Below are 26,115 nucleotides of genomic sequence, written 5' to 3' on the forward strand. Positions count from 1 at the left end.
GTTAAGCAGCTCCTTCGAGGGTGCGTCCCGCTCCGCGGTACTGCTCCCAGGTCCAGCCCAGCGTGCGGCGGGCCATGATGCCGACGGCGTGCCTGCGGTAGGCGGCGGTGCCCCGTACGTCGTCGATGGGGTTGCAGGCCCCGGCGGCGAGCTGGGCGAACTGCTTGGCCACGGACGGTGTGATGATCTTTCCGCTCTCCCAGAAGCCGCCCTCCTCCAGCGCGGCGTTCAGGAACTCCTCGGCCTCCTTCGCCCTGACCGGGGTCGGGGCGGCGGAGCCGATGCCGGTGCGCACGGTGCGGGTCTCCGGGTGGAGGGCGAGGCCGAAGGCGCAGACGGCGATGACCATCGCGTTGCGGGTGCCGACCTTGGAGTACTGCTGCGGGCCGTCGGCCTTCTTGATGTGCACGGCCCTGATCAGTTCGTCCGGGGCGAGGGCGTTGCGCTTCACGCCGGTGTAGAAGTCGTCGATCGGGATCATCCGTGTCCCCCGTACGGACGCGGCCTCGACCTCGGCGCCCGCGGCGAGCAGCGCCGGGTGGGCGTCCCCGGCGGGCGAGGCGGTGCCCAGATTGCCCCCGACGCCGCCGCGGTTACGGATCTGCGGCGAGGCGACGGTGTGCGAGGCGAGGGCGAGACCGGGCAGCTCGGCCCGCAGGTGCTCCATGACGGCGCTGTACGGCACGGAGGCGCCGAGGCGCACGGCGTCAGGGCCCACCTGCCACTCGGACAGCTCACCGAGGCGGTTGAGGTCCATGAGGTACTCGGGCCGGCGGTGGTCGAAGTTGATCTCGACCATCACGTCGGTCCCACCAGCGATGGGCACAGCCGTCGGGTGCTCGGCCTTGGCGGCGAGCGCTTCCTCCCAGCTGGCGGGGCGAAGGAAGTCCATGAGTGGCTCTCTTCTTCTCGATCGGGTCGTTCGGCTGGGGCAGGGGACGGCCGGCCCTGGACGGGTCGTTCATGAGTTGTTCACGCAGTGTGTGACCCAGTACACAAGCCTTGCTCCACTCGGTGCAGTCACCGAAACCATGAAGGAATTGGCTGGTCCCCGTCCCTGTCTTGTAGATTCGAACGAATGGCGGGCACCGGTAACCTCACCGCAACTCACAGGTGACCCCCGCCCTCCCCCGCACCCACGAAGAGATCGGCGGCAATCGACGATGCGGCTGCGCGCACTGCTGGACACCGAGGCGCTGGGCCTCCGGCTGCTCGGCGGCGAGGACGAGCTGGACCGTTCGGTCCGGGGCGTCATGACGACCGACCTGCGCGACCCCAGCCGCTATCTCTCGGGCGGCGAGCTGGTCCTCACGGGTCTGGCGTGGCGCCGGGACGCGTCGGACACGGAGCCGTTCGTACGGATCCTGGCGAGCGCGGGCGTGGCCGGTCTGGCCGCGGGCGAGGCGGAGCTCGGGGCCGTTCCCGACGATCTGGTCGCGGCGTGCCTGCGGCACCGGCTCCCGCTCTTCGCGGTCGACGAGACGGTGGCATTCGCAACGATCACCGAGCACGTGGTGCGCCAGGTCTCCGGCGAGCGGGCCGGTGACCTCGCCGCGGTCGTCGACCGCCACCGCAGGCTCATGACCTCGGGCCCGGCCGGCGGCGGACCCGAGGTGGTCCTGGACCTGCTCACCTCCGACCTGGATCTGCGCGCCTGGGTCCTGTCCCCGACGGGCCGGCAGATCGCCGGGGCGGGCGAGCCCCTGTCCGCGCGCACCGGCGCGGAGCTGGCGGGCCGCCACCTCGCGGCGACCCGCACCGGCCGCCCGGGACCGCACCGGGCGGAGGTGGACGGCACGGCCTATTCGCTGTTCCCGATCAGGAACACCGGCCGGGGAGCCCTGCCCGCCCCGTCCCGCGATGTGCGCGAGTCCGTGCTCTCCGAGTGGCTGCTGGCCGTGGCGGCGGACGCCGGCGACTGGCCGGCCGCCCGGCTGGACCTGCTCCAGGGCGTCACCCAGCTGATCGCCGTCGAACGCGACCGCCGCGACGCCGCCCGCGCGGTACGCCGCCGGCTCGCCCAGGAGGTCCTGGAGCTGGTCCAGACGGGCGCGGCCCCGGCCGAGATCGCGGCCAGGCTGCGGGTGGCCGCCCCGGTCCTGCTGCCGGGTGTCGGCACGGCGCCGCACTGGCAGGTCGTGGTGGCCCGGGTCGAGTGGTCCGCGGAGGGTACGGACCTTGCGGGCGGCCAGGCCGCCCAGGCCCTGCTGGAGGAGATCCTGGTCGACCCCGCGGTGGCGGGCCCCGACTCGGCCGACCGGATCGCCGTGGCGCACACGGGCGAGGAGGCCATCGCCCTCGTACCGCTGACCGCTCTGCCCTCGCCCGGTGCCGACGAGGCGGAGGCGTCCGGGGAATCCGGCACCGCGGAACCGCGGGACACCGCGCTGCACGCGGACGCGCTGCTCGACAGCGTCCGCGCGCCGCTCTCCGCCGGCCTCGCGGACGACGGCCGCCTGACACTGGGTGTCAGCGCCGCCGTCCACTCCGCGGAGGGACTGCGCGGTGCGCTGGAGGAGGCCCGGCACGCCCGCCGGGTCGCCGCGGCCCGGCCGGGCCCGGTCTGTGCGGCGGGACACCACGAGCTCGCCTCGCACGTCCTGCTGCTGCCTTTCGTCCCGGACGACGTCCGCCGCGCCTTCACCGCCCGGCTCCTGGACCCCCTGCGCGACTACGACCGGCGGCACCGCGCGGAGCTGATCGAGACGCTGGAGGCCTTCCTGGACTGCGACGGGTCCTGGACCCGCTGCGCGGCCCGGCTGCACCTGCACGTCAACACGCTGCGCTATCGCGTCGGACGTATCGAGCAGTTGACGGGACGTGACCTTTCGCGGCTCGAGGACAAGCTCGACTTCTTCCTCGCCCTGCGTATGAGCTGACTTCCCGGGCGTCTCACGGCCCTCCCGGGCTCCAGGTGATTGTGAAATCTTTCACCTGACATTGATCCCACCCCTTGGCCCGGCGTGCCATTCCGTGCTGAGATGCGCGCAGACCCTGGCCGACCGGCGCCTGCCGGCCGGCCTCCACAGCTCGATGGCGCGCTCGGGGAGGGCAATGTGGCGCATACCGCCATGTCTGGTTCCGGAACGACAGCAGATGACGATCCGCCGCTCCAGACCGCGGTATGGCGGCTGCGCTCACGGGCCTGCTGGACGGACGCGGCCGCGCTGCTCGAACCCCGGGCGGCCACCGACCACGCGGCCGCTCTCCAGCGGACCTCGCTGCTGACCGAGCGGTGCCTCTACACGGGCGCCGGCTGGACCGACGCCGAGGACGCGCTGCGCTCCGCGGAGGCGCTCGCCCAGAAGGACTCCGAGCGCGGGGCGGCCGCCTGCGAGCGCGGCTACCTCGCGTACGCCTCGACCCTGCTCGGGGCACGCGACCGGGCCGACGAGGCCAGCGTGGCGCTCAGCAGGGCCGCGGCGCTGCTCTCCCCCGCCGCCCCCGGCCGCCCGCTGCTGGACTTCCGCCGGGGCCTGATCGCCCAGAACATCGCCGACTCCCCCCAGTCCGCCCGCGCCGCCTACCGCAGGGCGCACGCCGGTGCCACGGCCCGGGGTGACGAGCTGCTGCTCTCCTTCACCTGGCGGCACCTCGCCTCGCTCGCCCTGGGCGAGGGCGAGCTGGCCGAGGCGCGGCACGGCTTCGCGGAGTCGCTGCGGATAAGGGAGGAGCTGGGCTATCTCGTGGGTACGGCCCCGGCGCTCATCTCGCTCGCGGACGCCGAGCCGGAGCCCGAGGCGGCGGCCCGGCTGCGCGCCGAGGCGGGCCGGCTGTTCCGGCTGCTGGGCGGCGTACCGACCTGGCTCGCGCCCCGGCTGGAGCCGCCGGCCCCGGAGACCGTCGAGGCGAACTGAGACCGTCGAGGCGAACTGAGACCGCGGGGCCCGCCCGGCCCGGGCGGGCCCCGCGGTCTCAGACCTCCGCGCCGTTGAAGTGCTCCCGTACGAGGGACTGCACCACCGTGAGGTCCCGGGCGACGAGCGCGTCCAGCAGCGCGGTGTGCTCCGAGGCGTCGGCGAGCAGGTCGGCCCGGCGGCCGGCGGGGCTGTTGACCAGCGGCCACTGGGACCGGCGGTGGAGGTCGTCGGCGACCGCGACGAGCTGCTGGTTTCCCGACAGCGCGAGGACGGCGCCGTGGAAGGCGCGGTCGCTCTCCGCGTACGCCGCCCGGTCGCCGACGGCTGCCGCCGCGACCGTGGCGTCGGCCAGCGGACGCAGCGCGCACCAGCCGGCCGCCGGGACCACGCGGGCGAGCCGCAGCATGACGGGCACCTCGATCAGGGCGCGCACCTCGGCGAGCTCCGCCAGCTCGCGGGGGCCCCGCTCGCTGACCCGGAAGCCGCGGTTGGGCACGACCTCGACGGCGCCCTCGACGGCCAGCTGCTGCATCGCCTCGCGCACCGGGGTCGCGGACACCCCGAAGCGGGCGCCGAGGGCCGGGGCGGAGTAGACCTCGCCGGGCGCCAGCTCCCCGCCGACCAGCGCGGCGCGCAGGGCGTCCAGGATCTGCCCGCGCACCGAGTACCGCTGGACGACGCGGGGCGCGGGCGGCTCGCTGTGGGTGTGTTCGCCGCGCGCCTGCTCGGGCACACGGACGTCCTGCGGGGTGCCCTCGGACGCGTACGGCCGCGCGTCGTCACGCGCTCTGCCCTGCTCCACCGGAACCTCCTCGCACTGGCGGGCCGACTCGCGCGCGCCCGGCCCCCTGTGCACGATAGGCGGAGCGGGCCTCAGTTCAAACACCGGTCGCTTCGGGTAAGGTAAGCCTTACCTGTAAATGATCGTGATTCGGTGGTCCCAGAATGACCGTGCCCGCTCTGCTCGCCGCGACCGCCCCGTCCCCGCTGACGGCGGCGTACACCCGCCTGGCCGAGGTCTTTCCCGGGCTGCGCGCCGAGGTGCTCGCCGACGACGTCGCGGCGCCCTCGGGCAGCGGATGGGTCGGCGCCGCCGAGCTCGCGGCGGGCGGTGCCGCATTGGACGACTTCCTGGCCTGGGACGAGGCACAGGTGCTGCGGGACTACGGCACCCACGCCCGCCCCGACGTGGTGGCGAGCTTCGGACTGCACCGTTACGCCTGGCCCGCCTGCCTGTTGGTGACGCTGCCGTGGTTCACGCACCGCCGGGTGCCGCGGATCCCCGTCACCGATGTCTCCTTCCACCGGGGCGCAGGTCATCTGACCCTGCGCGTCCGCGAGTTCGCCTGCCTGCCCGACGACCCGGCGGCCGGCCTGCCCGGTGCCCGGGTCGTTGCCGACGAGTCGGCGCTGCGGGCCGAGGTCCTCGACGCCGTGGCGCAGCACCTCGAACCGGTGCTGGACGGCTTCCGGCCACGCATGCGGCGCGGGAAGCGGGCCCTGTGGGGCATGGCGACCGACGAGATCGTCGAGGGCCTCTGGTACATCGCCCACCTCCTCGGCGAGGAGAGCCGCGCGATGAAGGAGCTGGAGCTCCTGCTGCCGGGCACCACCAAGCCGTACGTGGGCACGGCCGGCTTCCGTGAACTCACGGGCCCCGGCGGCGAATCGCTCCCGACACGCGACCGGGCGAGCTGCTGCCTCTTCTACACCCTCCGCCCCGAGGACACGTGTGTCACGTGCCCGCGCACCTGCGACGCCGACCGCGTCCGCAAGCTCACGCCGGCCGCCTGAGCCACGCGGGCCGCCTGAACCACGCAGGAGCTCACACCACCCGGGCGAGCGACCGGAATTCGAACTCAACTCCTCTTTCCCGCGTGGGTGTTCGGCTGAATTTCACCCATAGGGGAGCCGCGCGAACCCAATGGCGGCGCCTGGCCCCGAAAGCCGCGGGGAGAGACGTTATTTCCGCCACAATGGCGCCCGAAACGTCCTACGTGACACAAGGGACCGCGCATGAGATTGACCGATATCTCGCTTGACTGGTTGCTTCCGGGCGCCGTACTGCTCGTGGGAGTTCTGGCGGCGGTGACGGTGGTCGCGCGCGGCAAGCGCGCCGCCGAGAAAGCCACGGCCGACGACAGCTGGGAACGCAGCGAGGAACGCCGCAGGCGCAAGGAGGCGCTCTACGCCACCGCCTCGTACGTCCTGCTCTTCTGCTGTGCCGCGGTCGCCGCCGCCCTCTCCTTCCACGGGCTCGTCGGCTTCGGCCGGCAGAACCTCAGCCTCTCCGGAGGGTGGGAGTACCTCGTTCCGTTCGGCCTCGACGGGGCCGCGATGTTCTGTTCGGTGCTCGCCGTGCGCGAAGCCAGCCACGGTGACGCCGCGTTGGGCTCCAGGCTGCTGGTGTGGACGTTCGCCTGCGCCGCCGCCTGGTTCAACTGGGTGCACGCCCCGCGTGGCATGGAGCACGCGGGCGCCCCGCACTTCTTCGCGGGGATGTCGCTCTCGGCCGCGGTGCTGTTCGACCGCGCGCTGAAGCAGACCCGCCGGGCGGCACTGCGTGAACAGGGCCTGGTGCCCCGCCCACTGCCGCAGATCCGGATCGTCCGGTGGCTGCGTGCCCCGAGGGAGACCTTCGGCGCCTGGTCGCTGATGCTCCTCGAAGGCGTACGCACCCTGGACGAGGCGGTGGACGACGTCCGCGAGGACCGTCAGGAGAAGGAGCAGAACCGGCAGAGCCGAAGGGACCAGGCCAAGCTGGACCGGGCCCACATCAGGGCCCTGAACCGGCAGAACCGGGTCTGGGGGCGTGGCGGCCGGTCCGGTCGCCAGGTGGTGGACGTCCAGGCCATCGCCCCCGCGTCGGGCGGCGTCCCGGCGGCCGTGGAACCCGCCATGACGGAACCGGGACAGCTGCCCCTTCGCCCCCGGCCGTCCCTCCAAGCCGTGAACGGCACGACCCCCAGGAGCACTTCGGCACAGACCAACAGCGGTGATCCCGCGGCCGTCGACCTCACAGCCGAGGACGACACCCAGGCACTGCCCCGGCTCGATTCGCTGGAGCAGAAACTGAAGGACCTGGAGCAGCAGTTCGGCTGAGCCTCAGGACGTCCCGGCGTTCAGCTCGAACCAGACCACCTTGCCCAGTGCCTGTGTCATGACTCCCCAGGAGTCCGCCAGGCTCTGGACGAGGAGCAGCCCCCTTCCGTGCGTACCGTCGTCGGCGTTCGGTACGTACGGCGCGGGCTCCTGCCCCGTCACGAAGTCGCGTACCTCGACCCGCAGTCGCGCGGGCGCCGAGGTCACCGTGACCACGGCGCCGTTCCTCGTGTGGATGAGGGCGTTCGTCACCAGCTCGCTGAGCAGCAGCTCCGCCACCTCCGTCTCCTCCGGGCGCCTGCGATAGCGCAGGAACTCCCTGAGCGCGGCACGTGTCTCCCCCACGGCCGAGAGGTCGGCGTGCCCGAGTCTGCGGTACAGCCGCACCGGTGGGCTCTCCTGTCGCTTGATCATGTCCCCCGCACGCACCCTGAATCGGCCTCCTTGAATTCCGTTTCATGACGTCATGTCTCGAACACCGTCACGGGATGCATGCCCCACAGGACAGCGGTCACGCGTCATGAGGCGTCAACATATGAACGGGCCGTCACGCAACCCCGGGCGGACGGCCGCCGCGTTACGTTTTCGTACTCACGGTTAACTTCCCAAAAATTCACCCGTGTTGGCGTTGACGGATGGGGTTCTACGCGCGTCATCATGGTGGACATGCGAATCCCCCCACGGATCACCACGCTCGGCGGCGTCGCCGCCCTCCTGTCCGTCCTCTTCGTCGGAGGGCCGGTCACCGCGTCGGCCGCGACGGCTCCCCAGGCCGCGGCGGTCGGCAGCATCTGCTACTCCGCGCTGCCCTCCCAGGCCCACGACACGCTCGATCTGATCGATGCGGGCGGCCCGTTCCCGTACGAGCAGGACGGCACCGTCTTCCAGAACCGTGAAGCGCTGCTGCCCAGCCAGAGCACGGGCTACTACCACGAGTACACGGTCATCACGCCCGGCTCCTCGGACCGCGGGTCCCGCCGGATCGTGACGGGCGAGGAGGCCGAGGAGGACTACTACACCGCGGACCACTACGAGTCCTTCGACCTGGTCGACCACGGCTGCTGAGCCGCACACCCCAGGACCGGTCCGCGCCGTAGCCCCCACCTGCGGCGCGGACCATCGGACCGAGGCCGGAAGGCTCACGCTTGTACGCTCCACGCATGACCGTGACCTATGTGATCGACGGCTCCCGGATCACCGGCCTGGACAGCTTCTGGGATGCGATCGGGGAGGCGGTGAACGGCCCCGGCGGCTACTTCGGCCGTAATCTCGACGCCTTCGCGGACTGCCTCGGCGGTGGGTTCGGTACCCCGGAGGACGGAGCCTTCGTCATCGAGTGGCACGACCACGCGGGTTCGGCCCGCGCGCTGGGCCACGAGGAGACCGCCCGCCGGCTGGAAGCGCTGCTCCCCCGGGTGCACCACACCAACAGGGCGCGCGTCGAGGGGGAGCTGGCCGAGGCCCGGGCGGGCCGCGGTCCGACGCTCTTCGACGTCCTCGTCGGGATCATCACGGAGCGGACCGGACCCGGGACCCTACGGCTGAGCTGAGTCCTCCCGCTGACGGGAGCCCACGCCGGTCTCCTCGCGTACGTGGTGCCGGCCGATGGGAAGCATCAGGGGCTTGCCGGAGACCGGGTCCTCGATGATGCGGCTCCGGAGGCCGAACACCGTCTCGACCGTCTCCTCCGTGAGCACCTCGGCGGGGCTGCCGGCGGCGTGGATGCGTCCCGCCGCGAGGGCGATGAGGTGATCCGCGTACCGGGCCGCCAGGTTGAGGTCGTGCAGGACCATCACGACGGTCGTCCCCCGCGTCCGGTTCAGGTCGGTCAGCAGGTCGAGCACCTCGATCTGATGGCTGGCGTCGAGGAACGTGGTGGGCTCGTCGAGCAGCAGCAGATCGGTCTGCTGAGCCAGGGCCATGGCGATCCAGACCCGTTGGCGCTGGCCGCCGGAGAGCTCGTCCACCGCGCGGTCGGCGAGTTCCGCGGTCCGCGTGGTCTCCAGGGCGGACGCCACGGCGGCGTCGTCCTTCTCGCTCCACCGGGTGAAGACGCCCTGGTGGGGGTGGCGCCCCCGGCCCACCAGGTCGAGCACCGTGATGCCCTCGGGCGCGACGGGTGACTGCGGCAGCAGCCCGAGGGTGCGGGCGAGTTCCTTGGCGGGCATCCGGTGCACCTGCCTGCCGTCCAGGAGCACTTGGCCCTTCCGGGGCGCGAGCAGCCGTGACATCGAGCGCAGCAGTGTCGACTTGCCGCAGGCGTTGGCCCCGACGATGACCGTGACCTCGCCGGGCGGCACGGTCAGGTCGAGGGATTCGACGACCACGCGGTCGCTGTAGCCGAGCGTCAGCCGCTCGGCGGTGAGGGAGTGGGTCGTGGTCATATCGAGCCTCCAGCCCGATGGGTGCGGACAATCAGGTAGACGAGGTAAGGCGCTCCGAGCACGCCGGTGACGACGCCGACCGGGTAGCGGGTGTCGAAGGCGAACTGGCCGGTGAAGTCGGCGACCAGGACCAGGAGCGCGCCGACCAGTCCGGCGGGCACCAGGAGGGAGCCCCCGGCCCCGACGATCCGGGCCGCGATCGGGCCGGACAGGAACGCCACGAAGGCGATGGGCCCGGCGGCGGCCGTGGCGAAGGCGATCAGGCCGACGGCGGCGACGATGACGGTGATCCGGGTGCGCTCGACGCGGACCCCCAGGGCCGAGGCGGTGTCGTCGCCGAGGCGCAGGGCGGACAGGTTACGGCCCTGTGCCAGCAGGACGGGTGTCAGCACGGCGAGCGCGATCACGGCGGGCACGGTCTGGTCCCAGCCCACGCCGTTCAGACTGCCCGTCAGCCAGCGGGTGGCCTCCTGGAGGTCCCACTCGGCAGCGCGGGACAGAACGTACGAGGTGATGCTGTCGAGCATCGCGGAGATCCCGATGCCGATCAGGATGAGGCGGGTGCCGACGACCCCGTCGCGGAAGGCCAGGGTGTAGACGAGCAGGGCGACGACGAGGGCGGCGACGATCGCGAGGACCGACACCTGGGTCTCGCCGAGGGACAGGGTCACGATCGCGAGGGCCGCGGCGGCGCTCGCGCCCGAGCTGATGCCGATGACGTCGGGGCTGGCGAGCGGGTTGCGCAGCATCGTCTGGAAGGTGACACCGGCCATGCCGAAGCTGAACCCGGCCGTCACGGCGAGCACCGCGCGCGGCAGCCGCAGCCGTCCGACGGTGAACGACGCCCCGGGCACCTGTTCCCCGAGGATCACCCTGACCACGTCACGGGGAGGGTAGAAGGTCTGTCCGGCCATCAGCGTCACGGCGAACGCGGCGACGACGAGCACCGCCAGGACCAGCGCGACGAGGCGCCGGCGGGAGGCGTTCCTGACGCGTCCTCGGGTGACCTCGTGGAGGACGGAGGGCCGGGCGACGGCGGGGGCGCTCACAGGGCACGTACTTTCTGACGGCGGACGGTCCAGATGAAGAACGGGGCGCCGATCAGCGCCGTCACGATGCCCACGTCGACCTCCGAGGGCCGCGCCACGATCCGTCCGACGACATCGGCCGCGGTCAGGAGCGCGGCGCCGCTCACCGCGGAGAACGGCAGCAGCCACCGGTGGTCGACGCCGACCATCAGCCGGCACGCGTGGGGGACGACGAGTCCGACGAAGCCGATCGGTCCTGCGGCCGCCGTCGCGGCGCCGCACAGGACGACGGCGCCCACCGCCGCGGTGGCCCGGGCGACCGCGACCCGTTCGCCGAGCCCGGCGGCGAGTTCGTCGCCGAGGGCGAGCGAGTTCAGCGCCCGTGCGGAGAACAGGCAGATCAGCATGCCGGCACCGAGGAACGGCAGCACATGGCCGATGCGTTCGTAGGAGGCACCGCCGACGCCGCCGATCTGCCAGAGCCGGAACGACCCCGAGATGTCGTTGCGGGGCAGCACGACCGCGGTCACCAGCGAGGCGAACGCCGCGGAGGTGGCGGCGCCCGCGAGGGCGAGCTTGAGGGGCGTGGCACCGCCCCTCCCCAGGGAGCCGACGGTGTAGACGAACACGGCGGAGAGCCCCGCGCCGGCCATGGCGACCCAGACGTAACCGGTCGGCGAGGTGAGCCCGAAGAAGGCGACCCCGGTGACCACGGCCAGCGAAGCGCCCATGTTGACGCCGAGGATGCCCGGGTCGGCCAGCGGATTGCGGGTCACCCCCTGCATGACGCCGCCGGCCAGTCCGAGCGCCGCGCCGATCACCACGGCGAGCAGGGTGCGCGGGATCCGCTTGGTGACGGCCGCCTGCTCCAGCGTGCCGTCCGCGCCGCCGAGCGCGCTCCAGACGTCGGACCAGCCGACGGTGCGCGAGCCGACGGCGACCGAGAGCACGGTCACCGCCGCCAGCACGAGCAGGGTGAGCAGCAGCCACAGGATCCGGACACGGGCCGGACGCCGCACCACTGCGGCGTCCGGTGTGTGCCGTGTGTCGAGCGTCGTCACTTGACCTTGTCCGCGGCCTTGGCGAGCTCGGCCACGTAGTCCTCCAGCACCCAGGAGATCGACAGCGGCGTGGGGTTCGCGGCGGTGGCCAGCGGGGCGCTGCCCGGCAGCAGGTAGACCGAACCGCGCTCCACGGCGGGGATCTTCGAGAGCAGCGGGTCCTTCCGCAGCGTCTTGAGCAGCTCGCCCTTGTCGTCGCCGTAGCCGGTGATGATGTCGACGTCGTCGAACGCGTCGATCTGCTCCGCGCTCTTGGTCAGCGCGAACTTGTCCGTGCCCTTGGACGCCTCGGCGATGCTGCCGGGGATCTTCAGGCCGAGGTCCTCGAAGAAGAGGGTGCGGGTGTCGTGGGACGTGTAGAAGCCGACCTCGCTGACGTCGTTGGGGTCGACGTGCGTCATGAACATCGCCGACTTCCCCTTCAGCTGCGGGTACTTGGCGACGGTCTTCCTGATGTCGCCCTCGACCTCGCCGATCAGCTTCTCGCCCTCCTCGGCGCGGCCGATCGCCTTGCTGTTCATCTGGATGATCTCGCGCCACGGGGTGGCCCACGCGGCCTCCGGGTACGCCACCACGGGGGCGATGTCGCTCAGCGTCGCGTAGTCCTGCTTCGTCAGGCCTGAGTACGAGGCGAGGATGACGTCCGGCTTCGTGTCGGCCACGGCTTCGAAGTCGATGCCGTCGGTCTCGTCGAACAGGACCGGAGTCTTGGCGTCCAGCTCCTTCAGCCTGTCGGCGACCCAGGGCAGGACGCCGTCGCCGTCGTCGTCACCGAAGTTCGCGGCGGCCATGCCGACGGGTACGACGCCGAGGGCCAGCGGCACCTCGTGGTTGGCCCAGTTCACCGTGGCGACGCGCTTGGGCTCGGACGGGATCGTGGTCGTGCCGAGCGCGTGCTCGATCGTCATCGGGAACGCCCCCGAGCCGGCCTTGCCGCTCGTGTCCTTCTCGGACCCGGATTCCCCGCTGCAGGCCGTGAGGCCCACCAGCAGGGCGGCCGCGACGGCGACTGCGCGAAGACGGTGTGGACGCATGGATCCGTACTCCAGTTCAGGATGGGCGGTGCCGCCTCGCACATCCGCGGGGGGCGGTGCACCGGAAGCGCTCAAGACTTAGGTAAGGCTTGGCTTTCCTTTGACCTTATGAAACACACAGGGTTGTCGCAATCGACCGTTTCAGACAACGGTTGTAGCGATTGGGACAGCAAGAACGCGCCACACCTGCGGGCAGCGTCGTGAAGCCCCCGCTCAGCGAGCCCGGAACGCCCCCGGCGTCAGCCCGGTCGTACGGCGGAACGCCGCGCCGAAGGCACTCGCCGAGCGGTATCCGACCTCCTCCGCGACGGCCTCCACCTCCCAGCCCCGGGTGAGGAGTTCGACCGCGTGCTGCGCCCGGACCCCGGCGACCCAGCGCGCGAAACTGGTGCCGGTCTCGGCGTTGAAGGCACGGGTGACCGTGCGGGTGCTCACGCCCAGCTCGGCGGCCCATCGGGACAGCGTCCGCTGGTCGCCGGGGTTCTCGCGCACCGCGTCGGCGATCGGGCGCAGCAGTGGCGACGTCGGGATCTGGACCAGCAGCTCCCGGGGGGACGGAGTGAGCACGTCCAGCACCATCGCCTCCGTGGCCGCCCTGGAGCCCGGGTCGAGTCCGGCGTCGCCGAGCCGCTCCAGCAGCAGGCGCAGCAGCGGGGTGATCTCGACGGCCACGGGGACGTCCGAGAGCGAGGGCGTGGTGGCACGGCCGAAGAAGGTCGCACGGAACCATGTCCCGGCCACCGCGGAACCGGAGTGCGCGGTGTCCGCCGGCATCCACAGGCCGAGGGTCGGGGTGATCGTCCACGCCCGCGCGCCCACCACTGCCATCGAGGCGCCCCGCTCGTTCCAGAGCAGTTCGTCCCAGGGGTGGGCGTGGGCGTTCCAGCTGGTGTCGTGCGCGACGGTCTCTTCGTAGCCGTGGATGACGAACGATGACCGCAGCGCCCCCGGGTCCTGCTCCGGCACGGTGCGGGTCTCCCTGGTCACGGCGCGGCCCCCGGCCCGCCGGTGGCCGGCACCGGGCCGTCACCGGCGGAAGGGGTCAGTCGCATGCCCTCACATTACCGAGGCCGTCGTGCGGTCCCGGCCGCGGCTCCGGTCAGGGCCGCGGGACGTTCCGGAGGTTGGAGCGGGCCAGCTGGAGCATCCTGCCGACCCCGCCGTCCAGGACGATCTTGCTGGCGGAGAGCGCGAAGCCCGTCACCATGTCGGCGCTGATCTTCGGCGGGATGGACAGGGCGTTCGGGTCGGTGACCACGTCGACGAGTGCGGGCCCCTTGTGCTTGAAGGCGTCCTTGAGCGCGCCCTCCAGCTGCTTGGGCTTCTCGACCCGCACCCCGTAGGCCCCGCAGGCCCGCGCGACGGCCGCGAAGTCGGGGTTCTTGTTGGTCGTACCGAACGAGGGCAGCCCCGCGACCAGCATCTCCAGCTCGACCATGCCGAGCGAGGAGTTGTTGAACAGGACGACCTTCACGGGGAGGTTGTACTGGACGAGCGTGAGGAAGTCGCCCATCAGCATGGTGAATCCGCCGTCGCCGGACATCGACACGACCTGCCGGTTCCGGTCGGTGAACTGGGCCCCGATGGCCTGCGGCAGCGCGTTCGCCATCGAGCCGTGGCTGAACGAACCGATGACCCTGCGCTTGCCGTTGGGCGTGAGATAGCGGGCCGCCCACACATTGCACATGCCGGTGTCGACCGTGAACACGGCGTCGTCGTCGGCGAGTTCGTCGAGGACCGAGGCGACGTACTCGGGATGGATCGGGATGTGCTTCTCGACCTTGCGGGTGTACGCCTTGACCACGCCCTCCAGCGCGTCGGCGTGCTTCTTCAGCATCCGGTCGAGGAACTTGCGGTCGGTCTTGACCTTCACACGCGGGGTGAGGGCGCGCAGCGTCTCGCGTACGTCGCCCCAGACGGCCAGGTCGAGCTTGGACCGCCGTCCCAGGTGTTCGGGGCGCACATCGACCTGGACGATCTTCACATCGTCCGGGAGGAACGCGTTGTACGGGAAGTCGGTGCCCAGCAGGATCAGCAGATCGCACTCGTTGGTGGCCTCGTAGGCGGCGCCGTAGCCGAGCAGCCCGCTCATGCCCACGTCGTACGGGTTGTCGTACTGGATCCACTCCTTGCCGCGCAGCGCATGACCGACCGGGGCCTTCACCCGCTCGGCGAACTCCATGACCTCGGCGTGCGCGCCCGCCGTCCCGCTTCCGCAGAACAGCGTCACCCGTTTGGCCTTGTCGATCATTTCGCAGAGCTTGTCGATCTCCTCGTCACCCGGCTTCACGGACGGCCGCGAGGTGACCAGGGCGTGCTCGATCGACTTCTCCGGAGCCGGCTGCGAGGCGATGTCGCCGGGCATGGACACGACGCTGACGCCGCCACGGCCGATGGCGTGCTGGATGGCCGTCTGGAGGAGCCGCGGCATCTGCTGCGGGTTGGAGATCATCTCGTTGTAGTGGCTGCACTCCTGGAAGAGCAGCTCCGGGTGGGTCTCCTGGAAGTAGCCGAGGCCGATCTCGCTCGACGGGATGTGCGAGGCGAGGGCGAGCACCGGGGCCATGGAGCGGTGCGCGTCGTAGAGGCCGTTGATGAGGTGGAGGTTCCCCGGCCCGCACGACCCGGCGCAGGCGGCGAGGGTGCCGGTGATCTGGGCCTCGGCGCCGGCCGCGAACGCGGCGGTCTCCTCGTGCCTGACCTGGACCCACTCGACGGCGGCATTACGCCGGATGGCGTCGACCACGGGGTTGAGGCTGTCGCCGACGACGCCGTACAGCCGCTTGACCCCCGCCCGCACGAGGATGTCGACGAACTGTTCCGACACGTTCTGCTTGGCCATGGGTGCGCACCCTCTCTGCCTCCGGCTGTCCGTGCCTCCATCAACCCACGGCGGGCGCGGTTACGCCTCCCAGACCGCGGCGCTCGTACGGTCGTCGGCGTACCCCTTGGTCCTCAGCTGGGTGTCGGCCAGATAGGCGGGCAGCCCGGGCGGGCCTTCGGCGCTCCAGCGCCGCGCGAGCTCCTCGGCGAGCGCCGGCTCGCCGCGCATCGGTTCGGCCAGGCCGTTCCCGCAGAGCAGCAGCGTGTCCCCGGGGCGGGCGACGGAGGCGCGGAAGCGGAAGGGCTCCGCGGGCGGTGGCGGCGGGTCCTCGGCGTACGGGGACGGGGGCGTGGCGATCTGGAGGTCCATCGTCAGCCGGTCGCCGCCGGGGCTCTGTTCGCCCGCGGCTCCGCCGGTCACGGGGAGCACCGGGTCGAGGTCCTGCCAGGCCCCGTCGCGGAGGCGGAAGAGGCCGCCCGGCCCGGTGCCGAAGAAGACCCGGGTGCGGCACTCCGGGTCGGCGGACAGCAGCAGACAGCGCAGGCCGGCGGTGTACGCGGCCGGTTCGAGGCCGAGCTCGGCGGCGCGGGCCCGCAGCTTGCCGTAGGTGCGGTCGGTGAGGCGGTGCAGCCCCGACTTGAGGTCGCCCCTGCGCCCCGCCCTTATGTCGTCGGAGAGCCGGGCGTGGCTGCGGGCGACGGATCCGCCGATCCAGCGACAGGCGTCGGCGGCGGCGCGATGCGCCTGTTCCGCACCCCGGGCACCGCCGGCCACCGCGACCAGGACCAGGGCTCCGTCGCCGTCGCCGAAGCGGGCGGTGAGCAGGGCGTCGGTGCGGGGTTCACCGCGGAAGCGCGCCGAGTCCCCGCGGACGGAGGCGGCCCGCAGGGTGTACGTCCCGTACCTGGCACCGTCGAGGACCGTGTCGGGGACGAGGTCGGCGAGGTCGTCCGGGCCGGTGGCGGGGAGTGCGGCGGGCTCCGCGTCGTAGGTGGGGGGCCGGTCCCCGATGTGGCCGACTTCCGGGCGCACCGGTGACGCGGGGGCGCCCGGCGCCTCAGGCGCTTCCGGCTGCCCGGGTGCCGGAGGGCCGGCCGGCGCCCGTACCGCGAAGGTCCGCGGCCGGGAGGGCCCCGCGGGGGCCTCCCAGGGGGCGCGCCCGACCGCGACGGTGGGCGGGGGCGCGGGCGGGGGTTCCACTGCGGGGAGCGGGGGCTTCGGCGCGGGGGGCTTCGGCGGCTCGGGGCCGGGCTCCGGGTCGTGGCCCGCTTCCGGCAGGCGCTGGTCGGGCAGCGGCACGACCGTGACCGGGTGGTCCACCTGGCCCGTCTCCGGTCCGGCCACGGCGTCCGCAGCGGAGTCGAAGTGGTCGTCGAGGCTGTCGGCCGCGCTGCTCGGCCCGGTGTCCGGCGCGGCCTCGTCGTACAGCGCGCGCCACCAGTCGTCCTCGTGGGCGGCTGGCTTCTCCCCCTGCTGGCTCATGACCGTATTGTCGACCGCTCGGGGCTCACGAAAACGGGTCATCCGGAAAAGTGGCCCGGAAGTGGCATCCCGGAGGTGACCCGCCGGACGTCCCCACCCCCCACGGGAAGGTCGCCCGGCGGGCCGGTCTCTGCGATCAGCCCACCGCCCGTGGGGGCGGCCGTTGCTGCGGTGGCGCCAGATTGTCAGAGAGACAGGTGCTACGGGGCATGATGGGCCCGGCGGGTTTACGCCGTGGCTGTTTTCCGCCACCGCACACCCCGCCCGACAGGCGCAGGCTTGCGCGAGCAACGATCCGGGGAGGGCCGAGGATGCTGTCAGCGATAGGTCTCGACGAGAGACAGGAAGCGGCCTACCGGGCACTGGTCGCGGCCGGTGCCGCGGAGCTCTCCGACCTCGCACGCCGGCTGGCCCTGCCGGAGGCGGACACCGAGCGCGCGCTGCGCGGGCTGGAGCAGCAGGGGCTCGTGGCCCAGTCGTCGTCGCGGGCGGACCGCTGGGTCGCCGCGCCGCCCGGGGTCGCGCTGGGCGCGCTGCTGACCCAGCAACGCCATGAGCTCGAACAGGCGGAACTGGCGTCCGCGCTGCTCGCCGAGGAGTACCGGGCGGAGGCCGCGGAACCCGCGGTGCACGACCTGGTGGAGGTGGTGACGGGCGCGAGCGCGGTGGCGCACCGGTTCCATCAACTGCAGCTGGGCGCCACGTCCGAGGTCTGCGCGCTGGTCACGGGGAAGCCGATCGCGGTCACCGGCATGGAGAACGAGTCCGAGGAGCGGGCGACGATGCGGGGCGTGTCCTACCGCGTGGTCGTCGAGCGCGACGTGCTGTCGCTGCCGGACGGGATCGTGGAGCTGTCGGCGGCGCTGAGCCGCGACGAGCAGTGCCGGGTGGTCGACCGGGTGCCGACGAAGCTGGTGGTCGCCGACGCCACGCTGGCCATGGTGCCGCTGACCGGCCGGGGGGCCGAGCCCGCCGCCCTGGTGGTCCACGCCAGCGGACTGCTGGAGTCGCTGATGGGCCTCTTCGAGGCGGTGTGGCGGGACGCGATGCCGTTGCGGCTCGGCACGAGCGGCATCAGCGAGGAGAACGGTCCGGGCGCGGATCCGACCGACCTGGAGATCCTCTCGCTGCTGCTGGCCGGTCTGACGGACGCGAGTGTGGCGAAGCAGCTGGACCTGGGGCTGCGCACGGTACAGCGGCGGGTGAAGGGGCTCATGGAGCTCACCGGCGTCACCACCCGGCTGCAGCTCGGCTGGCACGCGTACGAACGCGGCTGGGTGGCCCGCGCCCCACGTTGACCCCTGTCCCGGGTCCCGCGCTGGCGGGCGGGACCCGGCGTAGTCCTGCACGCTGGTCGAATGAGTGTGTGGCAGCTCGTTGCCGTCGGGGCGGTGATGCTGCTCGGCCTGGTCGGCGTACTGGTGCCGGGCGTGCCCGGGCAGGCGATCGTCTGGGCCGCGGTGCTCTGGTGGGCGCTGACGGACCCGACCCCGGTCGCCTGGAGCGTGCTGATCGGCGCGACGTGCCTGCTGCTGCTGAACCAGGCGCTGAAGGCGCTGCTGCCCTCGCGGCGCCCCCGCGAGTCGGGGGCGCCGCGCAGGACGCTGATGGCCGGCGGGATCGCGGCGATCGTCGGCTTCTTCGTGATCCCGGTGGTGGGCGGGGTCCTCGGATACGTGGGCGCGGTCTACGGCGCCGAACGCCTGCGTCTCGGCAGCCGGGCGGCGGGCTGGACCTCACTCAGGTCGGTGATGCGGGCGACGGGGTACTCGGTTCTCGTGGAGCTCTTCTGCTGTCTCCTGGCGGTCGGCGCATGGCTGGGCGCCGTCATCTGGGGCTGAGGACCGCGGGGTGTCCGGGCGGCAGCCGCCCGGACACCCCGGCCTGCCCCGTCAGCGCGTCCGGCCCCGCTTCAGCTCCATGGCCGCCCGGCCCTCCGCGCCCCTGCGCTTCCATTCGCGCAGGGTCTCGGAGCGCAGCCGCGCGTCGGTCTTCGCCGCGATGCGGTGGTTCTCCCGGAGCAGCTTTCGGTAGCTGTCGAGGCGCCGTTCCGGCAGCGACCCGTCCTCGACGGCGCCGAGCACGGCACAGCCCGGCTCGGCCTCGTGGGCGCAGTCGTGAAAGCGGCACTGCCCGGCCAGGTCCTCGATCTCCGAGAAGACCTGGCCGACGCCGGCCTCGGCGTCCCAGAGACCGACCCCCCGCAGCCCGGGGGTGTCGATGAGGACGCCGCCTCCCGGCAGCACGAGGAGGTTGCGCGTGGTGGTGGTGTGGCGGCCCTTGCCGTCCACGTCCCGTGCCGCCCGCACGTCCATCACGTCCTCGCCGAGCAGCGTGTTGGCGAGGGTCGACTTGCCGGCGCCGGAAGTCCCGAGCAGCACGCTCGTACCGCCGCCGACGATCGCGCCGAACACGTCGACACCCTCCCCCGTGGCGGAGCTGACGGGGAGCACCTGCACCCCGGGGGCGATGCGTTCGATGTCCTCGACGAGGTGGGACAGCGTGGTGGCGTCCGGGACGAGGTCGGCCTTGGTGAGCAGCACGAGCGGGTGCGCCTCGTACGCCCCGTGTCCCGTGGAACGGGCCCCGTCGCCGAGCAGGGCGGCTCCGTCAGTGCTGGACATGGCCAGCGCGAGGAACCGTTCCAGCCGTCCGAGGTCCAGCTCCACGGCGAGCGAGACACAGATGACGATGTGATCGATGTTGGTGGCGAGCACCTGCCCCTCGGAGCGCTGCGAGGACGTCGAGCGTACGAACGCGGTGCGGCGGGGCAGCAGCGTACGGACGAACTGCGGGTCGCCGTCGGGGTCGACGGCCACCCAGTCGCCGGTGCAGACGATCCGCATCGGGTCACGGGGCACCACGAAGGCGGTGTCCGCCCTGAGGGTGCCGTCGGGAGTGACCACGTCGCAGAGACCGCGGTCCACCCGCACCACACGTCCCGGCAGGAGTCCCTGCTCGGCGTACGGGGCGAAGGTGTCGGCCCATGCGTCGTCCCAGCCGTACGGAGCCAGCGGGTGCGACGGGACGGAGCCATGGGAAAGGGAGAAAGACAAGGGAAACCCTTCACAAGGGCGGCCCCGGCATCGCGCGTTCAGGCGCGGAGGAAGAAGGTCAAGGTCAGCCGGCGGCCACAGGGGTGGGAACGATGTACTCCGGGTCGTGGGCAGCGCCCACCGCAACGACAGTCATCAATGTCCTCACCTCCTGGTTCCTTGAACTCGGCACACCATAGCGGGAGGTCGCTCCCCGGCGTCAACAGAGTTTTCCCGACCGGGTCAGCCCCGGCCGCCCATGGACTCGGCGGAGGTCCGCGCTCCGGGCACGAAGGTGTTCCCCCCGGGAGGCGTGCCGGGCGGCGGATGCGGCGTGGCCGCCTGTTCCCGGATCCTCGCTGCCTCCTGCCATTCGGCGAGCAGACGGTCATAGACAGGGGTATCGGAATCGTTACGCCCGGACGGGCGGCCGTCGTCGTGCTGGTCCATGAGGATGCCCTACCCGCGGCACGGGGAAACGTAGCCCCCGTTGCGTCAACCGGCCCAACGCCCGTTCCCGAACGCGGTTCGATCGCAGCCGAGTTCGGCCGGCGTCGGTACGTGGCCACGAGCAACACCCTTGCCAGGGCCGTGGTTGCGTCACCTGTTCGCCGACACGCCCACCACGGGTGTGAATCGTCACGAAGTGGTGTGCGATGGGAGGATTGTTAGATTCGACCTCAAACCCATCCCACTCCCCTGGGGGCACCATGCGTTCCGACATCAGCACCGCACAGGACACGTCCGTGCGGGGCCCCGCCCTCGGTAACACCCCACCGGCCGCCGTACGGGTGGAGGAACGCGCGCTCACCTTCGAGGGATTCGCCTACCACTGCCGCATCGTCCATCAGGATCGCCCGCAGGCCGAACCACTCGTCCTGCTGGGTGGTTCCTCGCAGAACCGGTACGCGTGGACGCGGCACGAGAAGTGGCTGGCCGACCACTGCACGACGGTCACGGTGGACCTGCCGGGCTACGGTTCGGCGGACTTCCTCCCCGCCGGTCACGGCATCGACTTCCTCGCGGCCAACGTGCGGCACATGCTCGACGAGTTGGCGATGCCCCGGGTCAACCTCGTGGGCAGCTGCTTCGGCGGGGCCATCGCCGTGCGCTTCGCCCAGCGGTACCCCGACCGGGTGGCGAAGCTCGGGCTGGTCGGGATGACGAAGGTGATCCCGGACGACTACGCGTGCGCGGTACCGCGCTGGACGCGCATGCTGGAGCTCGGCGACCGGGCCGGAATCGCCGCCGAACTGGTCGAGCGTTTCATGTCGCCCGCCGGGACGGGCACCGTGCGCAAGCACCAGGTCGTCTCCCGGCTGCTGCTGCGGCAGTTCCTGGCACAGTCGGAGGACGAGCTCCGGATGTCGGTGGAGCACAACGCACGCCTGATGAGTCACGACTGGTACCGGGACGAGCCGCTGCCGTCCGTGCCGTCCCTGGTGTTCACCGGCGAGCACGACACCCTGTGCACCCCCGCCATGGGACGTGAGGTGGCCGCCTCACTGCCCGCCGCGGCCTTCACCACGATCAAGGAGGCCGATCACCTGGCCCCGGTCGAGCGGATGGAGGAGTTCTCCGACCTCGTCATCCGGTTCTGCACCCACAGGCCGCTGGTGGGACTGCCGTACTGCAACCGCATCGAGACCCTGGGCTCCGCGGTGCAGCGGCCCGTGGTCCCCGCGCCGGCCGACCGGAGCGAAACGGCACCGACGGCTCGGTGAGGGGCACGACCTCGCGTCCGCATACGGATGGCCGGACCCGATTCGGGTCCGGCCATCCGTATGTCTGTCGCTGCCCGGCCCGGGTCAGGAGCCCCTCACGTCGGCCACAGGGGACAACCCGCCCCCGGGGACCGGCCGTACCGGCTCAGCGCCCGATGACCGGGGCGACGAAGCCCTCCGGCGCGGGCGCCGAGTTGGAGCAGTTCACCGTGGGACCGGCCTCCGTCGTCCCGGCCTGCCCGACACCGACCCCGGGCTGGTGCACCGTCTCGCGGCTGACCGTCGTGCAGTCCTGCTTCTGCGAGATGTGGTGCGTACCGTCCTCGCTGGTGTACGAGGTCTCGCTCTTCTGGACGCATACGAGGTTGCCGTGCGCGTCCGTGGAGCAGTCGCCCTGCGGCGGGCCGGCGTACGCCTGGGTGACACCCAGTCCCGTCAGGGCGAGGCCGCCCACGAGCATCGAGGCGAACGCGATCTTGTTCCGACTGAACATGTGCTGTGTTCCTTCACGATAAGAAAACGGGCCCGGCCGCCGGGCACTTGGCTCGGAGACCGGGACCCGCTCTCAGGTACTTACTCGACTACCGGGTGCTCAGAACGCGTCGTTGCTGCAGTCCTGGGTCGAGCCGAGCTTGGTGGCCTGGGCGCCGGGGTTGCCCTCGCCGCCGAGCAGGTTGCCCGCCACGCCGTTGAGGACACCGACGTTGCCGAGGACGTCCACGTTCAGGTCGTGCGAGACGCAGGAGGTCGCCTGCTGCACGTTGAACTCCGGGGCGTCGTGGCCACCGGCGGAGGCGGTGCCGGCACCGATGAAGCCGACGCTACCGACCATCGCGACCAGGACAGCAGCCTTCTGAAGCTTGCGCATTTTCTCTTCTCCGTTTGTTAGGGACACACTCCGCAGTGGCGTGTGTACTCACAGTGACGATGTTACGGGAGTGTGTCTCCCGAAACCAACGACGTGCCATGAAACGAGGCGATGACAACCGTTCGGCCGAGCGCACACACTCACGCGCGCCGGGGCGGTCGCGCGCCCCCGCAGCGAGACGGCGGGCCGCCCCCGAGGGACAGCCCGCCGTCGTGCTGCTATGTACGGTCAGCTAGCTACCGACGCTCAGAAAGCGTCGTTGCTGCAGTCCTGCGTGGAGCCGAGGCTGGTGCTCTGGGCACCCGGGTTGCCCTCGCCGTTGAGCGCGTTGCCCAGCAGGCCGTTCAGGATGCCGACGTTGCCGAGAACGTCGATGTTCAGGTCGTGCGACTTGCAGGAGGTGCTCTGCGTCACGTCGAAGCTCGGACCCTCGCCGGCCGAGGCGGTGCCGGCGCCGATGAAGCCGACGCTACCGAGCATCGCGACCACGACGGCAGCCTTCTGAAGCTTGCGCATTTCTCTTCTCCGTTTTGCCTATGTACAACACGATCCGTAGTTCGCCGTGTTCGTACAGTTACGAGATGTTAGAGGAGAATGTCCGGCAGGTCACAACACCGCACGGGGTGCGGGGGCGGGCCGTTGACGATCAGGTGGGGCTCGGAGCCAACTCGCCCTTGGGGCACAAGGGTTCTGCGGCATCCGGAGCACCTGGGCAACCCTCGGGCAATGCACTCGTTCGGCTGCACGTCGAGGCGTGTCGCAAGAATTTCACATGTCGCAGTCGGGTGGGCACCGGAGTTGGAGGCCGGAGGAATGCCCCTCGCGGCCTTCCGGGCCCCGTGGACGACCGCAAGCCGCGTTTTACCGTGCGCGGGACCGCAGGACCCAACCCGCCTGCCCAGAGGGCCTTTACGGACCCTCAGGCCGTTCGTGCGCCCTTACGCCGACGAATCCGGCTCTCATTCCGTACGCCCCCCAAAAAAGAAACCGCCGCCCCTGGGGAGGAACCAGGGACGGCGGTGACACAAGGCGAGATGTCAGTCGTGGCAGTGGAGAACACGAACGGACATCCCGGTGCCCTCTTCGACGGGAATGCTCGCCGTGCGGGTCATGCATCTCATCGGCGCCGTCCGGTCAGTCGTCATGACTGGCGACGGACACCGCAATCAGGATGCACGCACGAGATCGGGAGAGCGGTCCGCCCGGGCAGCAATCGAAAAGCGAACTCCTCTTCGGATTGAACCCACTTGCCCGTGCGGAGCCGGATGGAATCGATCCGCAGGTACGTCGGCATTGTGCTGTCGGGCGACTCGTCCCCCGATCCACAACGCCGTACGCACGGACTGGTCCCAGCCGTGGCGCTCCGAGCAGGTGTTCAGCAATCCATGCCCGGAATTACTTCTGGACGGGAGCCTGCACGACGGTCTGCACCTGGACGGGGGCCTGCTCCAGGGACTGCACCTGGACGGGGGCCGCAGCCTCGTCCTGCGCGCGCACGGGGGCGGGGGCCTCCGCCGGAGCCACAGCCTGGTCCTGAACCGGGGCCGGGGCCGCAGCGGGGGCGGGGGCGGCAGCCGGGGCGGGAGCGGCAGCGGGGGCCTCGGCCTGGACCGGGGCGGGGGCAGCGGCCGGGGCCTGCTCCTGAACCGGGGCCGGAGCAGCGGCCGGGGCGGGGGCAGCGGCCGGGGCGGCAGCCGGGGCCTGGGCCGGAGCAGCGGCCGGAGCCTCAGCCTGAACCGGGGCGGGAGCGGCAGCCGGGGCCTGGGCCGGAGCAGCGGCCGGGGCCTGGACCGGGGCGGGGGCGGCAGCCGGAGCGGCAGCCGGAGCCTGGACCGGGGCGGGAGCAGCGGCCGGAGCCTGCTCCTGAACCGGGGCCGGAGCCGCGGCCGGCGCCTGGACCGGGGCGGCAGCCTCGTCCTGAGCCGGCGCCGCCGCCTCGTACTCGGCCGGAGCCGCAGCCTCGTCCTGAACCGGAGCCGCAGCCGGGGCCTGGTCCTGGACCGGGGCCGCAGCCTGGTCCTGAGCCGGAGCGGCAGCCTGGTCCTGAGCCGGAGCCGCGGCCGGAGCCTGCTCCTGCGCCGGGGCCTGCTCCTGCGCAGGGGCCGCCGCCTGGTCCTGGGCCGGGGCCTGGTCCTGGGCCGGGGCGCCGTCCTCGCCCGCCGCGTAGTTCTCGGTGTTCCACTCGTAGTTGGTGGAGCAGTCGGACTTGTTGGACGCGGTCGCGACGACCGGGACCTTCAGCGCCTCGATGCTGAAGCAGGACAGGATCTGCCCGTTGTTCTCGAACTTGGGAGCGTCATCGGCCTGCGCTGACGCCGCCCCGATCACCATGAGGGCTGCCGCTGACAGGGAGACAACAGCAGTTCGCTTTCCGAACACGGAGATACCTCTCATTGTATGAGTGAACGCTTTCAGTAGGACTCGCTGCCGGCTCCTTCGCGAGCAACGCCCCCACCGTTTCCGTACCTACCACTGCGGTGAACGAGGAGCATTCGACCGGGTAATGCTGCTGAACGAGTGAAGGCCGGGGCCGACGCCGCCACACGAGGGAGCGGATGCCCGTGCCAGCGCACCGAGTCGAACACACGACGGCTCCCCCGGCCGGTGCCACACGTCAGCGCGGGTCATGGAACCCGTACACGTAACCCGTACGGAGGATTTCGCGATTCGCCGCCGCCTTCAGAGTTTCCCGAGCGCCCTCCGCTCGTTATGACCGTCGTCCAAGCGAACTCAAGATGACGATCCGCCGAGGCCCTTAACCTCAGACAGCAACGGCACCACTCGTCACACACACGCGTCACTTGCGGGTGCAATACCCGCGCGGAAATGTTGAGGAAGGCCCATTCAATGCGTCAAGTGTTGAACAAGAGCATGATCGTCATGGCAGCGGCGTCCGGCATCATCACCGCCGTCGGCGGTCACGCATACGCCGACGCCTCGGCCGACGGCGCTGCCGTCAACTCGCCGGGCGTCGGCTCGGGCAACGTGGCCCAGGTGCCGGTGCACGTCCCGGTCAACGCCTGCGGCAACACCGTGGACGCGGTCGGCCTGCTGAACCCCGCCTTCGGCAACGAATGCCAGAACGTCGACTCCCACAAGGCCCCGCACGCCCAGGGCCACAAGAGCGACGACAAGGCGAGCACCGAAGCCTACGGCGACCACGGCCAGAACAGCGACGAAAGCCGGAGTGCCGACAAGGCCGACGAGGGCTACGGGGACGACGGCTACGGGGACGACGGCTACGGCTCCGGCGGAGCGAGCGCCGATGGTGTGGCCTCCAACTCCCCGGGTGTGCTTTCCGGCAATCTGATCCAGGCCCCCGTGCACGTTCCGGTCAACGTGTGCGGCAACAGCGTCAATGTGATCGGCCTCCTCAACGCGGCCGCCGAGAACGAGTGCGTCAACGAGACCGGCTACGACCACCCGCCGGTGGACGAGCCGGTCGAGCCCCCCACCGCCGCCGAGCCGCCGGCCAAGGAGACTCCCGCCGAGCCCCCGGCTACCCCCGCTCCGAACGCTCCCGTCGCACAGCTGGCACACACCGGTGCCGGCGACATCGGCATGGCCGCCGGTGCGAGCGCGGCCCTGCTGCTGGGAGGCGCGGTGCTCATGCGCCGCACCCGCGGCTCGCGCCGCTAGTCCGGACGACGAAGGGCCGCTCCGCAGCATCCGTGCTGCGGAGCGGCCCTTACGCATGTGCCGGGAAGGACGGG

The 26,115-nt window shown here is 71.6% G+C and carries 25 protein-coding genes; 10 read left to right on the forward strand and 15 right to left on the reverse strand.

Annotated features, from left to right (window positions below):
- Position 1 precedes the first annotated feature (1 nt).
- A complete protein-coding gene (locus ACIRD8_RS12115) occupies positions 2-892 on the reverse strand; it encodes an FAD binding domain-containing protein (protein WP_403989345.1) in 891 nt (296 codons plus the stop codon).
- A 271-nt stretch (positions 893-1,163) separates the two neighbouring features.
- Between ACIRD8_RS12115 and ACIRD8_RS12120 the strand changes: the two genes are divergently transcribed.
- Both ACIRD8_RS12120 and ACIRD8_RS12125 read left to right on the forward strand, forming a co-directional pair.
- Complete coding sequence (locus tag ACIRD8_RS12120; RefSeq protein ID WP_403989346.1) at positions 1,164-2,879, forward strand: PucR family transcriptional regulator; 1,716 nt, start codon at positions 1,164-1,166, stop codon at positions 2,877-2,879.
- 192 nt (positions 2,880-3,071) lie between these two features.
- A complete protein-coding gene (locus ACIRD8_RS12125) occupies positions 3,072-3,857 on the forward strand; it encodes a hypothetical protein (protein ID WP_403989348.1) in 786 nt (261 codons plus the stop codon).
- 58 nt (positions 3,858-3,915) lie between these two features.
- On the opposite strand, the gene ACIRD8_RS12130 is transcribed toward ACIRD8_RS12125, so the two are convergent.
- Positions 3,916-4,662 (reverse strand): GntR family transcriptional regulator, encoded by a 747-nt coding sequence (locus ACIRD8_RS12130; protein WP_403989350.1) that lies wholly within the window; start codon positions 4,660-4,662, stop codon positions 3,916-3,918.
- A gap of 143 nt (positions 4,663-4,805) precedes the next feature.
- Here ACIRD8_RS12130 and ACIRD8_RS12135 point away from each other — a divergent pair, with 143 nt between their 5' ends.
- Complete coding sequence (locus ACIRD8_RS12135) at positions 4,806-5,654, forward strand: (2Fe-2S)-binding protein (RefSeq protein WP_403989352.1); 849 nt, start codon at positions 4,806-4,808, stop codon at positions 5,652-5,654.
- A gap of 222 nt (positions 5,655-5,876) precedes the next feature.
- Positions 5,877-6,962: a DUF2637 domain-containing protein gene (locus ACIRD8_RS12140; protein WP_403989354.1), complete on the forward strand. Its 1,086-nt coding sequence runs from the start codon at positions 5,877-5,879 to the stop codon at positions 6,960-6,962.
- A 3-nt stretch (positions 6,963-6,965) separates the two neighbouring features.
- Here the strand turns inward: ACIRD8_RS12140 and ACIRD8_RS12145 are convergent, their stop codons facing one another.
- The gene (locus ACIRD8_RS12145; RefSeq protein ID WP_403989356.1) at positions 6,966-7,376 is read right to left on the reverse strand and encodes an ATP-binding protein; all 411 of its coding nucleotides are present in this window, start codon (positions 7,374-7,376) and stop codon (positions 6,966-6,968) included.
- Between the two features lie 252 nt (positions 7,377-7,628).
- On the opposite strand from ACIRD8_RS12145, the gene ACIRD8_RS12150 reads away from it, so the two are divergent.
- Together ACIRD8_RS12150 and ACIRD8_RS12155 are read left to right on the forward strand one after the other, a co-directional pair.
- Positions 7,629-8,027 (forward strand): ribonuclease domain-containing protein, encoded by a 399-nt coding sequence (locus ACIRD8_RS12150; protein WP_403989358.1) that lies wholly within the window; start codon positions 7,629-7,631, stop codon positions 8,025-8,027.
- Positions 8,028-8,122: 95 nt separating this feature from the next.
- Positions 8,123-8,512, forward strand: coding sequence for a barstar family protein (locus tag ACIRD8_RS12155; protein ID WP_403989360.1), 390 nt, complete (start codon positions 8,123-8,125; stop codon positions 8,510-8,512).
- On the opposite strand, the gene ACIRD8_RS12160 is transcribed toward ACIRD8_RS12155, so the two are convergent.
- The 7 genes from ACIRD8_RS12160 to ACIRD8_RS12190 form a co-directional block, all read right to left on the reverse strand.
- Positions 8,498-9,346, reverse strand: a complete 849-nt coding sequence (locus ACIRD8_RS12160) for an ABC transporter ATP-binding protein (RefSeq protein ID WP_403989362.1) — start codon at positions 9,344-9,346, stop codon at positions 8,498-8,500. The genes ACIRD8_RS12155 and ACIRD8_RS12160 overlap by 15 nt on opposite strands.
- Positions 9,343-10,395 (reverse strand): FecCD family ABC transporter permease, encoded by a 1,053-nt coding sequence (locus tag ACIRD8_RS12165; RefSeq protein WP_403989364.1) that lies wholly within the window; start codon positions 10,393-10,395, stop codon positions 9,343-9,345. The genes ACIRD8_RS12160 and ACIRD8_RS12165 overlap by 4 nt, the downstream gene beginning before the upstream one ends.
- The gene (locus ACIRD8_RS12170) at positions 10,392-11,435 is read right to left on the reverse strand and encodes a FecCD family ABC transporter permease (RefSeq protein ID WP_403989366.1); all 1,044 of its coding nucleotides are present in this window, start codon (positions 11,433-11,435) and stop codon (positions 10,392-10,394) included. The genes ACIRD8_RS12165 and ACIRD8_RS12170 overlap by 4 nt, the downstream gene beginning before the upstream one ends.
- Complete coding sequence (locus tag ACIRD8_RS12175) at positions 11,432-12,469, reverse strand: iron-siderophore ABC transporter substrate-binding protein (protein ID WP_403989368.1); 1,038 nt, start codon at positions 12,467-12,469, stop codon at positions 11,432-11,434. The genes ACIRD8_RS12170 and ACIRD8_RS12175 overlap by 4 nt, the downstream gene beginning before the upstream one ends.
- A 213-nt stretch (positions 12,470-12,682) precedes the next feature.
- Positions 12,683-13,456, reverse strand: coding sequence for a helix-turn-helix domain-containing protein (locus tag ACIRD8_RS12180; RefSeq protein ID WP_403989370.1), 774 nt, complete (start codon positions 13,454-13,456; stop codon positions 12,683-12,685).
- 112 nt (positions 13,457-13,568) lie between these two features.
- The gene (locus tag ACIRD8_RS12185) at positions 13,569-15,311 is read right to left on the reverse strand and encodes a pyruvate dehydrogenase (protein ID WP_403989372.1); all 1,743 of its coding nucleotides are present in this window, start codon (positions 15,309-15,311) and stop codon (positions 13,569-13,571) included.
- A gap of 60 nt (positions 15,312-15,371) precedes the next feature.
- Positions 15,372-16,775, reverse strand: a complete 1,404-nt coding sequence (locus ACIRD8_RS12190) for a protein phosphatase 2C domain-containing protein (RefSeq protein WP_403989374.1) — start codon at positions 16,773-16,775, stop codon at positions 15,372-15,374.
- A gap of 311 nt (positions 16,776-17,086) precedes the next feature.
- Here ACIRD8_RS12190 and ACIRD8_RS12195 point away from each other — a divergent pair, with 311 nt between their 5' ends.
- The gene (locus ACIRD8_RS12195) at positions 17,087-18,073 is read left to right on the forward strand and encodes a helix-turn-helix domain-containing protein (protein ID WP_403989376.1); all 987 of its coding nucleotides are present in this window, start codon (positions 17,087-17,089) and stop codon (positions 18,071-18,073) included.
- A 60-nt stretch (positions 18,074-18,133) separates the two neighbouring features.
- The gene (locus ACIRD8_RS12200) at positions 18,134-18,616 is read left to right on the forward strand and encodes a DUF456 domain-containing protein (RefSeq protein ID WP_403989378.1); all 483 of its coding nucleotides are present in this window, start codon (positions 18,134-18,136) and stop codon (positions 18,614-18,616) included.
- 51 nt (positions 18,617-18,667) lie between these two features.
- Here the strand turns inward: ACIRD8_RS12200 and rsgA are convergent, their stop codons facing one another.
- A complete protein-coding gene (rsgA, locus tag ACIRD8_RS12205; RefSeq protein WP_403989380.1) occupies positions 18,668-19,831 on the reverse strand; it encodes a ribosome small subunit-dependent GTPase A in 1,164 nt (387 codons plus the stop codon).
- Between the two features lie 689 nt (positions 19,832-20,520).
- On the opposite strand from rsgA, the gene ACIRD8_RS12210 reads away from it, so the two are divergent.
- Positions 20,521-21,534 carry an alpha/beta fold hydrolase gene (locus ACIRD8_RS12210; RefSeq protein WP_403989382.1) on the forward strand — a complete coding sequence of 338 codons (1,014 nt, stop codon included), beginning with the start codon at positions 20,521-20,523 and terminating at the stop codon, positions 21,532-21,534.
- A 145-nt stretch (positions 21,535-21,679) separates the two neighbouring features.
- Here the strand turns inward: ACIRD8_RS12210 and ACIRD8_RS12215 are convergent, their stop codons facing one another.
- The 4 genes from ACIRD8_RS12215 to ACIRD8_RS12230 all read right to left on the reverse strand — a co-directional run bounded on the left by ACIRD8_RS12215 (position 21,680) and on the right by ACIRD8_RS12230 (position 24,781).
- A complete protein-coding gene (locus ACIRD8_RS12215) occupies positions 21,680-22,027 on the reverse strand; it encodes a hypothetical protein (protein ID WP_403989384.1) in 348 nt (115 codons plus the stop codon).
- Positions 22,028-22,126: 99 nt separating this feature from the next.
- On the reverse strand, positions 22,127-22,402 hold the full coding sequence (locus tag ACIRD8_RS12220) for a hypothetical protein (protein WP_403989386.1): 276 nt from the start codon (positions 22,400-22,402) through the stop codon (positions 22,127-22,129).
- Positions 22,403-22,648: 246 nt separating this feature from the next.
- Positions 22,649-22,918 (reverse strand): hypothetical protein, encoded by a 270-nt coding sequence (locus ACIRD8_RS12225; RefSeq protein WP_403989388.1) that lies wholly within the window; start codon positions 22,916-22,918, stop codon positions 22,649-22,651.
- A gap of 879 nt (positions 22,919-23,797) precedes the next feature.
- Positions 23,798-24,781 (reverse strand): hypothetical protein, encoded by a 984-nt coding sequence (locus tag ACIRD8_RS12230; RefSeq protein WP_403989390.1) that lies wholly within the window; start codon positions 24,779-24,781, stop codon positions 23,798-23,800.
- 468 nt (positions 24,782-25,249) lie between these two features.
- Between ACIRD8_RS12230 and ACIRD8_RS12235 the strand changes: the two genes are divergently transcribed.
- Positions 25,250-26,041, forward strand: a complete 792-nt coding sequence (locus ACIRD8_RS12235) for a chaplin (RefSeq protein ID WP_403989392.1) — start codon at positions 25,250-25,252, stop codon at positions 26,039-26,041.
- Positions 26,042-26,115: the final 74 nt, after the last annotated feature.

It is taken from the genome of Streptomyces sp. NPDC102451 (assembly GCF_044765485.1).
Taxonomy (GTDB): domain Bacteria; phylum Actinomycetota; class Actinomycetes; order Streptomycetales; family Streptomycetaceae; genus Streptomyces.

Coding starts and splice junctions, on each gene's coding strand:
- ACIRD8_RS12115 (WP_403989345.1), bottom strand. CDS start 892: ATGGACTTCCTTCGCCCCGCCAGCTGGGAGGAAGCGCTCGCCGCCAAG.
- ACIRD8_RS12120 (WP_403989346.1), top strand. CDS start 1,164: ATGCGGCTGCGCGCACTGCTGGACACCGAGGCGCTGGGCCTCCGGCTG.
- ACIRD8_RS12125 (WP_403989348.1), top strand. CDS start 3,072: ATGTCTGGTTCCGGAACGACAGCAGATGACGATCCGCCGCTCCAGACC.
- ACIRD8_RS12135 (WP_403989352.1), top strand. CDS start 4,806: ATGACCGTGCCCGCTCTGCTCGCCGCGACCGCCCCGTCCCCGCTGACG.
- ACIRD8_RS12140 (WP_403989354.1), top strand. CDS start 5,877: ATGAGATTGACCGATATCTCGCTTGACTGGTTGCTTCCGGGCGCCGTA.
- ACIRD8_RS12145 (WP_403989356.1), bottom strand. CDS start 7,376: ATGATCAAGCGACAGGAGAGCCCACCGGTGCGGCTGTACCGCAGACTC.
- ACIRD8_RS12150 (WP_403989358.1), top strand. CDS start 7,629: ATGCGAATCCCCCCACGGATCACCACGCTCGGCGGCGTCGCCGCCCTC.
- ACIRD8_RS12155 (WP_403989360.1), top strand. CDS start 8,123: ATGACCGTGACCTATGTGATCGACGGCTCCCGGATCACCGGCCTGGAC.
- ACIRD8_RS12160 (WP_403989362.1), bottom strand. CDS start 9,346: ATGACCACGACCCACTCCCTCACCGCCGAGCGGCTGACGCTCGGCTAC.
- ACIRD8_RS12175 (WP_403989368.1), bottom strand. CDS start 12,469: ATGCGTCCACACCGTCTTCGCGCAGTCGCCGTCGCGGCCGCCCTGCTG.
- ACIRD8_RS12185 (WP_403989372.1), bottom strand. CDS start 15,311: ATGGCCAAGCAGAACGTGTCGGAACAGTTCGTCGACATCCTCGTGCGG.
- ACIRD8_RS12190 (WP_403989374.1), bottom strand. CDS start 16,775: ATGAGCCAGCAGGGGGAGAAGCCAGCCGCCCACGAGGACGACTGGTGG.
- ACIRD8_RS12195 (WP_403989376.1), top strand. CDS start 17,087: ATGCTGTCAGCGATAGGTCTCGACGAGAGACAGGAAGCGGCCTACCGG.
- ACIRD8_RS12200 (WP_403989378.1), top strand. CDS start 18,134: ATGAGTGTGTGGCAGCTCGTTGCCGTCGGGGCGGTGATGCTGCTCGGC.
- ACIRD8_RS12210 (WP_403989382.1), top strand. CDS start 20,521: ATGCGTTCCGACATCAGCACCGCACAGGACACGTCCGTGCGGGGCCCC.
- ACIRD8_RS12215 (WP_403989384.1), bottom strand. CDS start 22,027: ATGTTCAGTCGGAACAAGATCGCGTTCGCCTCGATGCTCGTGGGCGGC.
- ACIRD8_RS12220 (WP_403989386.1), bottom strand. CDS start 22,402: ATGCGCAAGCTTCAGAAGGCTGCTGTCCTGGTCGCGATGGTCGGTAGC.
- ACIRD8_RS12225 (WP_403989388.1), bottom strand. CDS start 22,918: ATGCGCAAGCTTCAGAAGGCTGCCGTCGTGGTCGCGATGCTCGGTAGC.
- ACIRD8_RS12235 (WP_403989392.1), top strand. CDS start 25,250: ATGCGTCAAGTGTTGAACAAGAGCATGATCGTCATGGCAGCGGCGTCC.